The organism is Bradyrhizobium uaiense (assembly GCF_010811875.1).
GTDB classification, from domain to species: Bacteria; Pseudomonadota; Alphaproteobacteria; order Rhizobiales; family Xanthobacteraceae; genus Bradyrhizobium; species Bradyrhizobium uaiense.
Genome location: NZ_VKHP01000305.1, coordinates 1 through 9,954, shown reverse-complemented (window position 1 = coordinate 9,954; position 9,954 = coordinate 1). Strand labels below are relative to the sequence as shown.

At 63.6% G+C, this 9,954-nt stretch carries 10 protein-coding genes; 9 read left to right on the top strand and 1 reads right to left on the bottom strand.

The window, feature by feature from the left end:
• Nucleotides 1–665 (top strand): acyl-CoA dehydrogenase family protein (locus tag FNJ47_RS41205; RefSeq protein ID WP_283811361.1); only part of this gene is annotated, 665 nt, incomplete at its 5' end.
• 10 nt (nt 666–675) lie between these two features.
• Entirely contained in the window at nt 676–1,869 is a 1,194-nt protein-coding gene (locus tag FNJ47_RS41200) for a CaiB/BaiF CoA transferase family protein (RefSeq protein ID WP_163161912.1), read from the top strand.
• Between the two features lie 20 nt (nt 1,870–1,889).
• Here FNJ47_RS41200 and FNJ47_RS41195 read toward each other — a convergent pair whose 3' ends face one another.
• Nucleotides 1,890–2,384 carry a MarR family winged helix-turn-helix transcriptional regulator gene (locus FNJ47_RS41195; RefSeq protein ID WP_163161910.1) on the bottom strand — a complete coding sequence of 165 codons (495 nt, stop codon included), beginning with the start codon at nt 2,382–2,384 and terminating at the stop codon, nt 1,890–1,892.
• Nucleotides 2,385–2,582: 198 nt separating this feature from the next.
• Between FNJ47_RS41195 and FNJ47_RS41190 the strand changes: the two genes are divergently transcribed.
• From FNJ47_RS41190 to FNJ47_RS41160, 7 genes are read left to right on the top strand one after another with little or no spacing between them, the layout of a single operon-like run.
• Complete coding sequence (locus tag FNJ47_RS41190) at nt 2,583–2,909, top strand: hypothetical protein (RefSeq protein WP_163161908.1); 327 nt, start codon at nt 2,583–2,585, stop codon at nt 2,907–2,909.
• A gap of 13 nt (nt 2,910–2,922) precedes the next feature.
• Nucleotides 2,923–4,242, top strand: a complete 1,320-nt coding sequence (locus FNJ47_RS41185; RefSeq protein ID WP_163161906.1) for a Rieske 2Fe-2S domain-containing protein — start codon at nt 2,923–2,925, stop codon at nt 4,240–4,242.
• 12 nt (nt 4,243–4,254) lie between these two features.
• Nucleotides 4,255–5,217 (top strand): PDR/VanB family oxidoreductase, encoded by a 963-nt coding sequence (locus tag FNJ47_RS41180; RefSeq protein ID WP_163161904.1) that lies wholly within the window; start codon nt 4,255–4,257, stop codon nt 5,215–5,217.
• A gap of 27 nt (nt 5,218–5,244) precedes the next feature.
• On the top strand, nt 5,245–6,465 hold the full coding sequence (locus FNJ47_RS41175) for an ABC transporter substrate-binding protein (RefSeq protein ID WP_163161902.1): 1,221 nt from the start codon (nt 5,245–5,247) through the stop codon (nt 6,463–6,465).
• A 51-nt stretch (nt 6,466–6,516) separates the two neighbouring features.
• Nucleotides 6,517–7,800, top strand: a complete 1,284-nt coding sequence (locus FNJ47_RS41170; protein WP_163161900.1) for a CaiB/BaiF CoA transferase family protein — start codon at nt 6,517–6,519, stop codon at nt 7,798–7,800.
• 38 nt (nt 7,801–7,838) lie between these two features.
• Nucleotides 7,839–8,993 (top strand): thiolase C-terminal domain-containing protein, encoded by a 1,155-nt coding sequence (locus tag FNJ47_RS41165; protein WP_347341787.1) that lies wholly within the window; start codon nt 7,839–7,841, stop codon nt 8,991–8,993.
• Complete coding sequence (locus FNJ47_RS41160) at nt 8,990–9,460, top strand: Zn-ribbon domain-containing OB-fold protein (protein WP_175068490.1); 471 nt, start codon at nt 8,990–8,992, stop codon at nt 9,458–9,460. Before FNJ47_RS41165 ends, FNJ47_RS41160 begins: the two co-directional genes overlap by 4 nt.
• The last annotated feature ends 494 nt before the right edge of the window (nt 9,461–9,954 follow it).

Genomic DNA, 9,954 nt, shown 5'->3' with positions numbered 1-9,954 from the left:
TCGCCGCGCGGACCGACAAGGACGCGAAGCCGCCGCACGCCGGCATCAGCATGTTCATCGTGCCGATGGATGCGCCGGGCATCACGACCCGCCCATCCAGCACGATGTATGACGGCACGTTTTCCAATATCTTCTACGACAATGTTCGCATTCCGGCCGAGAATCTGGTCGGCGAGGTCAATGGCGGCTGGAAGGTGCTGACCGGCGCGCTCGCCTTTGAGCGGGGGCTGGTCGGTGGCGGGATCGTCCTGAAGGTCGCGCACGCTTTCGAGCAGCTGCGTTCGCATGTGATGGCAAAGCAAGGTGGTCGGTGCCTCGCCGAAGATCCGATCGTCCGCGACAAGATCGCGGCCTTGGCGTCAGAGATCGAGATCGGCCGTCTCTTGATGATGCATTGTGCCGAGCTTGCTGCCGATGGCGTGACGCCGCCGGAATATGGCGCGATCAGCAAGGTGTTCTCCGGGGAGCTGATGGAACGGTTCGGCGAGGCTGCGCTCGACATTCTCGGGATGCGCGCAACGCTGTCCGAGCAGATGTCGGGTGCGATCGACAACGGCCGCTTCGAGCAAAATCTGCGGCATTCGCTGATGTGGGTCATCAGCATCGGGACCAACGAGATCCAGCGTAGCCTGATCGCGCAACGCGCGCTTGGGTTGCCGAAATAGGAGAGATCGGATGCAGAAGGATGGCGACAGGGCGCCGCTCGCCGGTGTGCGCGTGCTCGATTTCTCCATCATGGTCGCGGGGCCATATTGCGCGCGGCTGCTCGCCGACGTCGGTGCCGAGGTCATCAAGATCGAGCCGCCGGAAGGTGATGACATGCGGCTGCGGACGCCGCTGCGCGAAGGCCACAGCACCTATTTCGGCCAGCTCAATGCCGGCAAACGCAGCCTCGCGCTGGACCTGAAGAATGCAGATGCCATCAAGCTGGTGCATCGCATGGTCGCGGAGGCGGACATTCTCGTCGAGAATTTCCGCCCCGGCGTGATGGATCGGCTCGGCCTTGGCTACGAAACGCTCCGCGAGATCAACCCGCGCCTGATCTATTGCTCGATCTCGGGTTATGGCCAGTCAGGGCCGGCCGCCGAGCGCGCGGCCTATGCCATGATCGTGCATGCCGAGAGTGGCTTCGATCACTCCCTGATGCGTTATGCCGGTGACCGGGAGCGTCCCGCGTCGGGCGCCATTTTTGTCGCCGATATCCTCGGCGGCATCTTCGGTTACTCCGCGATCCAGACCGCGATGGTCCAGCGTACGCGCACCGGAAAGGGACAGCGCGTCGATGTCGCCTTGATGGATTGCATGCTGAACCTTTTGGTCTACGAGCTTCAGGAAGCGCAATTCCCGATTCGCTCGCCGCGTCCGACCTATGGGCCGGTCCGCACACGCGATGGCGATATCCTGATCGCTCCGGTCACGCCGCGCAATTTTGCGGCGCTGTGTGAGGTCACGGGGCAGGCCGAGCTGGCGAACGATCCGCGCTTTGCAACCATTCCGGCGCGCGGCGCCAATTGGACTGCCATGATGCAGGTGATCGAGCAATGGACCGGGCGCCACACCGTCGCCGAATGCATCGCCGCGCTGGACCGCGCCGGCGTTCCCTGCGCCGAGTACCGGACGCCGGGCGCGGCGCTGACCGATGCCCATCTGCGTCAGCGTGGTGTGTTTGAGACGGTCTCGGATGGTGCCGGCGAATTCGTTGGCGTCAATGCGCCATGGCAGATGTCCGGGGCGGATACGCCGATGGGAGGTCAGGTCCCCGGGATCGGCGCGCAGCGGGACGATGTACTGTCCGGAATCCTGGGATTGTCGCCAAACGCAATCGCGGCGCTCGCCGCGGCGGGTACGTTTGGGACGCCGCAGGCTTAGGCGGGCGGGCGCCGACGATCTCAAATATCGGACGGAGCGTCTGGCGGCGGAGCCTTCGCGATCGCGAGCAGGCATTTCAGGAAATGCGCGCGGTCTTCCTTGCGCAGGGGAGCCAGCATGATGTTCTGCAACTCTGCGGCCGCCGGGATGACGGCAAGAAGCGCTTCCTCGCCTTTGGCCGTGATCTGCACCTGGAGCGAGCGGCGGTCGTCCGGATTGTCCTTCTTGGAGCCCAGCCGGCGCGCGACCATCCGCTTCAGCATTTCGCTGAGCGTGTTGCGATCACAACTGATCCGGTCCGCTAATACGGAGGGGGTGAGAGGACCCAGCTGGTACAGCGCCATCAGCACGCCGAACTGCCGTGGCGTGATGTCGCTCTGGCGCGTCATGCTTTGATAGAGCCCGTCGTAGCGCGCCTCCAGCAGCCGCAGCAAAAATCCGACGCCGCCTTCGAGTTGCCAGTCGCGCGCAATATCTGTGGCCGAGCTCGTTTTCATACCCTTGTCGGCTGCCATGCCGTCGTTGGACTCCGATTTGCGAATTCGCGTTAGCCGTTATCAGCTTGGCCTGACGTCCTCAACCCTGCGGTGAACCGCCCCGGGGTCTGTTCCCCCGATGATGCAATGGGCCTTCGGCTCTTGTCAGCCATCGACCAATATAGTACGTATACGTATCAAGTGCGATGCGAAAGACGTCGTGCAGGGAGGTTGAACTTGGACCTGCGTGAGCTGCTGTCGATTCCCTATCTGCTTGAGGCCGAGGCGGTCGAAACCGAGCCGGGGCAGTGGCGGGTTCGTCTTGCCTATCCGGAGCTTCCGGGGTGCACGGCGGAAGCCGCTGTCGTTGAGGAGGCTCTACGGGAACTCGAGCGACGCCGCATCGAATTGATCGTCGGCCTCGTGGAGGAGGGCAAGCAGCCTCCCATTCCGCGCCAGCCGCTCGCCGCATCCGATCCGCTTTGGACCGCACAAGACCTCGGACTGTCCGACCGTGTCGCCGCGCTTCTCGGCGATGCGGCGGATCCGACCAACCGCAATTGAAGGAGGCAAACCCATGCTGTCACGCGAAGACAATGAACGCCTGGTGAGGGTCGGCAAGGGCACGCCGCTCGGCGACATGTTTCGACTTTACTGGATTCCCTTCCTGCCGTCGGCGGACCTCGCCAAGGACGGACAGCCGAAGCGGATCCGGCTGCTCGGCGAGGATCTGGTCGCCTTCCGCGACAGCGACGGCCGGATCGGATTGGTCGATCAGGCCTGCCCGCATCGCGGCGCGCCGTTGATCTTCGCGAGAAACGAGGATTGCGGGCTGCGCTGCGTCTATCACGGCTGGAAATTCGACGTCACCGGCGCGGTGACGGATATGCCGGCAGAGCCGGCGCGCAGCCGCCTCAAGGAGCGGGTGCGGATCAAGGCCTACCCCTGCAAGGAACGCAACGGGATGATCTGGACCTATATGGGGCCCGACCAGGCCGCGCTTCCGCCACTGCCGAACCTGGAATGGAATCTGGTGCCGGCGGAGCAGGTGCACATCTCGGTCCGGGTCCAGGAGTGCAACTGGTTGCAGGCGGTCGAGGGCGAGATCGACTCGGCGCACGCGCCGCTGCTTCACGGGCGGCTGGACGCGCAGGGCACCACGAGCGCCTGGATCCAGAAGCGCGATCTCCGGCCGACTTTCGAATGCATCAAGCAGGACTTCGGCATGAGCATCGCCGCGCGGCGCAATTACGATGCCAACACGCTGTACTGGCGCGTCAACCAGTTCCTGCTGCCGTTCTATACGCTGGTGCCTCCGCTGTCGCCGTTCCCGGATCTGAGCGGGCACGCCTGGGTGCCGATCGATGACGAGAACACGCTCTGCATCATGTTCTCCTATCATCCGTCCGAGCCGCTGCTGGAGAAAACGCGGCAGGTGTTCGCCGAAGGACATAAGGGCCGCGAGAGCGGACATGCCAGCCGCCACGCGCTCGTGCAGCACCCGCCGACGGTCCCGTATGCAGGCTACTGGACCAAATACAATCCGCAGAATGGCTTTCAGTTCGACTATGAGGCGCAGCGGACGACCTGGTTCTCGGGCTTGCCGGGCCTCTGGGTGCAGGACGGCGCCTGCCAGAGCGGTGTCGCGCCGATCTTCGATCGCACCAGGGAGACGCTCTGTTCGAGCGACACCGGCATCGCGATGACGCGGCGCTTCATTCTTGAGGCGCTCGGCGCCTATCGCGATCACGCGATCAAGCCCAAGGGTGTTCTGGATCCCGACGTGTTCATGGTGCGGGCGGTATCGCTGCGGCTGCCGCCGGAGGATTCCTGGGTCGATGTCGGCGCGCCGTTCATGCGGGCGAAACTTGGTGCCGATTTCGGCTACGAGCTGTGAGCGCATCCCGCCATGACTGAGATGACGCAGGACGTGCTGGTCAAGCGCATCGGCTACGAGGCCGAGCGGATCAATTCCTACGAGCTGATCGCGCGGAGGAGAGGCGGCGAGCTGACGCCATTCACGGCCGGCAGCCATATCGACCTGCATCTGCCGAATGGCATGCTCCGCTGCTACTCGCTGGTCAACGATCCGCGCGAGCGGCACCGCTATGTGATCGCAGTTAACAGGGATGCCGAAAGCCGGGGCGGCTCCAGCTTCGTCCACGACACCATCAGGGTCGGAGACGTCATCACGATCTCCGGGCCACGCAACAATTTCGCGCTTCACGAACAGGCTGAGCATTCGGTCCTGATCGCCGGGGGCATCGGCATCACGCCGCTGTTGTCCATGATCCGACGTCTCGATGCACTGGGGCGTCGCTGGGACCTGTTCTACGCCGCGAGGACCCGCGCCGCCGCCGCATTCCTCGACGAGCTCGGCACAGTCCGGTCCGATCATTCGCGGATACATTTCGATTTCGACGACGAGCGATCGGGGCGGCTCTTCGACCTGCCGGCAATTGTCGGAAACGCGCCGGCCCACGCGCATCTGTATTGCTGCGGTCCGGTGCCCATGCTCGCTGCATTCGATGCCGCGACGGCCGACCGGCCGGCCGATCGCGTGCATGTCGAATATTTCCAGGCGCGGGAAGCGCCTGCTACCGGGGGCGGTTTCGATGTCAGGCTCGCGCGAAGCAACCGCACGATCGCAGTCGAGCCCGGCAAGACCATCCTCGATGCGCTGCTGGATGCCGGCATCACCGCGAACCATGCCTGCACCGAAGGGGTCTGCGGCACCTGCGAGACGCGCGTGCTCGATGGCATACCCGATCATCGCGACCAGTTTCTGAGCGAGGAGGAGCAGGCGGCGAACAAGAGCATCATGATCTGCTGCTCGGGCGCAAAGTCCCGCACGCTCGTGCTCGATCTCTAGAACAGCGGCACAACAAGGGTGGAAACGATGAGACATCTATCGCGCATTGCCGGAATAACCCTCCTGGCTATTTGGGCCAGTTCGCCTGCTTCGGCGGACGCTGCGCGGTCCCTGAAGATCGGCGTGCTCAATGACGCGTCCGGCCCTTATTCTGACAATGCCGGCGAAGGATCGGTGACGGCGGCCAGAATGGCCGCCGAGGACTTCGTGCGGCTGCATCCGGACTTCAAGGTCGAGATCGTGTCGGCCGACCACCAGAACAAGGCTGACGTCGGTGCCGCCATCGCGCGCCGCTGGATCGATCAGGAGAAGGTCGATGCGGTCGCCGATGTGCCGAACTCGGCCGTCGGGCTCGCCGTCAACGAGGTCGTCCGCGGCACCAAGGCGGCGCTGATCGCATCGAGCGCCGCGTCCTCGGACCTGACCGGGAAATACTGCTCGCCGAACACGATCCAATGGACCTTCGACAGCTGGGCGGCCTCGCACACCATCGGTGCCTATCTCGTGCGTCACGGCGGCAAGAAATGGTACTTCATTGCGACCGACAATGCGCTCGGCAAGTCGATGGTGCGCGACGGGACGGCCTTGATCGGTGCCGGTGGCGGGACCGTTCTCGGATCGGTCAATGTGCCGATCAACAATGCGGACTATGCCTCGTTCATCCTGCAGGCCGACAGCTCGGGTGCCGATGTGATCGCGTTCGCGACCGCCGGCGGTGACACCGTCAGCCTGATCAAGCAATCCGCCGAGTTCGGGCTGAAGCAGAGTGGGCGCACCTTCGCGGCGCTGCTGACCACCACCAACGACGTCGAGTCAAGCGGGCTTGCGGTCGGGGAGGGGCTGATCATCACCCAGCCGTTCTACTGGGACCTCAATGAGGCCAGCCGCGCCTGGTCGGCCAAGTTCAGCGAGCGGCAGCATGGGCAGTCGCCGACCGCGTTCCACGCCGGTGTCTATTCCTCGGTGCTTGCCTATCTGAATGCGGCGCTGGCGGCAGGAACGAGTGACGCGCCGGCCGTGATCCGGAAGTTGAAGGAGACCCCGATCGACGACGCTTTGTTCGGGCCGGTCGTGGTGCGCGCCGACGGTCGCGCCATTCACAACATGTACATCTTCAAAGTGAAGAGCCGAGGTGCCTCGAAGACCAAGTGGGACCTGCTGGAGCAGGTCGGCGTGCTGTCCGGGCCGGAGGCGTTTCGGCCGCTCGAGCAGGGCGGGTGCTCGCTCGTCGAGCCGAAAAGCAATTGATGACGGTGGCTGCGCCCTCGGATCAACACACTCAAACGGACGGATATCCCGATGCTGGAACAGCTTGAAGCCGACTTCCCCGAGCACACGCCTCGTCCCGCTGGAGCCCGGAAAGCTCTCGAGGGAATCCGCGTGATCGATTTCTCGCACTTCATCGCGGGACCGTTTGCGACCATGATCCTCGCCGATTTGGGCGCCGAAGTGATCAAGATCGAAGCCCCGGGCCGCGGGGACGATTTGCGCCGCTATCCCCCGGTACATCCCGATCTCAGGCACGGCGCGCCGTTCCTCTGGACCAACCGCAACAAGCGCAGCGTTGCTCTCGATCTCAAGTCCACTGAGGGGCTGAAGCTCGCGCGTGAGCTGATCGCGACGGCGGACGTCGTTGTCGAGAACTTTTCGGCGAGTGTGATGGCACGGCTGGGGCTCGACTACGAGAGCTGCCGCAAGATCAAACCCGAGATCATCTATTGCTCGGTGTCGGCCTATGGCCGCGATGGAGCGTTTTCGGATCGGTTGGGATTCGATCCGATCGCGCAGGTCGAAAGCGGCTTCGTGTCGATGAACGGCTATGCCGACCGGGAGGGCGTACGCGCCTTGTCTCCGGTGATGGATATCAGTACCGCGATGATGGCCAGCAATGCGATCCTTGGTGCATTGTTCGCGCGCGAGCGCAGCGGGCAGGGCCAGGCCATCGAGGTGTCGTTGTTCGAGAATGCCGTACTGATGACCGGCTACGCGACCATGCAGTCGCTCTTCAATGATGCGGATCCAAAGCGAAGCGGCAACACGAGCCCAGACACCTGTCCGTCGGGCGTGTTCCTGGCGAGCGATCGCACTTTCTATATCAACTGCGGCAACGACAAGATCTTCCAACGCTTGATGGCGCAGGTTCTCGATCGCGAGGATCTCGCGGCGGCCGAGATCTATGCAACCGGCCCCGATCGAATCCGCAGGCGCGACGAATTGTTCGCAATTCTCGGCGATGCCTTTGGCCGCCGGCCTTGGTCGTACTGGCAGTCGCGGATGCGGGCCGCCGGAGTGCCCTGTGGCCAGGTGCGCACCGTTGGCGAGGCGATCCGCTCTCCGGAGGCAAGGGAGCGCGGGATCGTCACCCGGATCCCGCATGAGAAGGTCGGGTGGGTGCCGAATGTGAATCTGCCGATCCGCTATTTGCGGACGCCGATCGTCGATCCCGTTGCGGCACCGGCGGTTGGGCAGCACACCGAAAACGTGCTGCGCGAGCTGCTCGGCTACGACGAAGCGGAGATCGCGCACCTTGCCGAAGGCGGGGCCTTCGGCAGCGAACGCTCGCGACAGGATGCCAAGCCGTGACGGTACGCGGTCGAGACGCACGGACGTTGAGAGGCCGTGTGGCTGTCATCGGGATCGGTGAAACGGAATACTATCGGCACGGCGCCTCGCCCGATCCGGAATTCAAGCTCGCGCTGAAGGCCATTCTGGCGGCATGCGAGGATGCCGGGCTCGATCCGCGCGAGATCGATGGCTTCTCCTCCTACAGCGACGATCGCAGCGAGGCGTCAAGGTTGGCTGCGGCGCTAGGTACGCATCGATTGCGCTCCGCCACCATGCAATGGGGCGGAGGCGGCGGCGGTTGCTGCGCCGCGGTTGCCAACGCGGCGGCCTCGATCGTCGCCGGCCTCGCCGATTGCGTCGTGGTGTTCCGCTCATTGGCGCAGGGCCAATATGGCCGCTTTGGACAGGCGGCCGGTATCCACACCGTTTCGGGCGAGCGGTCATATCTGATGCCTTACGGCGTGCTGGCGCCGCCGCAGCGCTTTGCCATGCGCGTGCAGCGCTACATGCACGAGCACGGCGTGCGGCAGGAGGCGCTACGCGCGATTGCACTCGCTTCCTATCATCATGCCCAGGCCAACCCGCGTGCCGTGATGCACGGCAAGCCGCTGGACGCCGGAAAGTACGATGCCTCGCGCTGGATCGTGGAGCCCTTCCATCTCTACGACTGCTGCATGGAGAACGATGGAGCGGCCGCGCTGCTGCTCGTATCGGCCGAGCGCGCCAATGACTTCAGGCGCAAGCCGGCCTATGTGCTCGGTGCCGCCTTCGGATCGGGACATCGCGCGGCGGCCACGGCACACAACGCGCCGCTCTATGCGACTGCGAGCTTCGATACCGTGGCATCGGATCTCTATCGCATGGCCGGAGCAGGGCCCTTGGATGTGGGCGTGGTCCAGGCGTATGAGAACTTCACTGGCGGCGTCGTGATGGCATTGGCGGAGCACGGCTTCTTCAGGCCCGACGAGGCCAACGACTTTCTCACCTTCGACAATCTGATCGCGCCGACCGGGAGGCTCCCGCTCAACACCAGCGGCGGCAACCTTGCCGAATGCTACATGCACGGCCTTGAGCTGGTGTTGGAAGCGGTCCGTCAGGTACGTGGAACGTCGACGAGCCAGGTTCGACGAAACGATGTGGCGTTGGTGATCGGCGGTCCTATGGTGACGCCGGCCAGCAACCTCATTCTGGGTTCGGAGGCGACGTTATGAGCGGACCCGCGCACTATCTCCCTGCCGGATTGCCCATTCCGGTCGGCGAGCCGGACGGCCTCTCGACACCTTATTGGCTGGGGCTGCGCGAATGCCGTCTGCTGGTGCAACGCTGCGATCGCTGCCGTTGCTGGCAGTTCGGCCCCGAATGGATTTGCCACAATTGTCGTTCCTTTGATCTCACGTGGACCGACGTCGAGCCGACCGGCCGCATCTATAGTTGGGAGCGCGTGTGGCATCCATCGCATGCGGCGCTGAAGCAGCACGGCCCATACGTCGCGCTGCTCGTCGAGTTGCCACACGCCGGTGGCGTGCGCATGGTGGGTAATCTGCTGGGTGATCCCCGCCAGACCGTGGCCATCGGAGCTGAGGTTGAAGGGGTCTTCGAGCATCATCTTGAGTCCGACCCAATCTTTTCGTTGCTGCAATGGCGACTGAAGCGAGGTCCTGACGGGGCGGGCGCCTAGATCATCGAATCCCAGACAGGTGTATCATCCCGAATGACGGAAGCGTCGTGACGGGTAGAATGGGTTTCCGCAGTGACTACGGTTGTGATGAGCGCTCGCGCTCTTCGGTAAACTCCACTAGCGGCAGCGTCAAATCAGCAATGCTCAACGCAATGTGCGAGATGCAGCAGAACTCCTATTGCATTCCAGAGCACACGAAGCGCTGCGCATGAACTGGCGGCAATTGTTGATCGCGCGCGACGCAAGTTGAAGCAGTTGAGCGATCACGCGTACGCTTGATGAGGTAAGGCCTGCGCGCAATCTTGATTGTCATTCGCGCAAATCTCGCTCGAGCCATTTCGATCCAAGGGTGTTTTATTACAACTTGAAACGATAGGTGTTGTGGGGTCGTAGCAACTGTGCAATGCTGACGACGCTTACCCGAAATATTTGTGGTCCATCGACCGAAATGCGCAGTGCCGCGAGCTCCTTTTTCCAGGAGCGTCCGCGAGGAG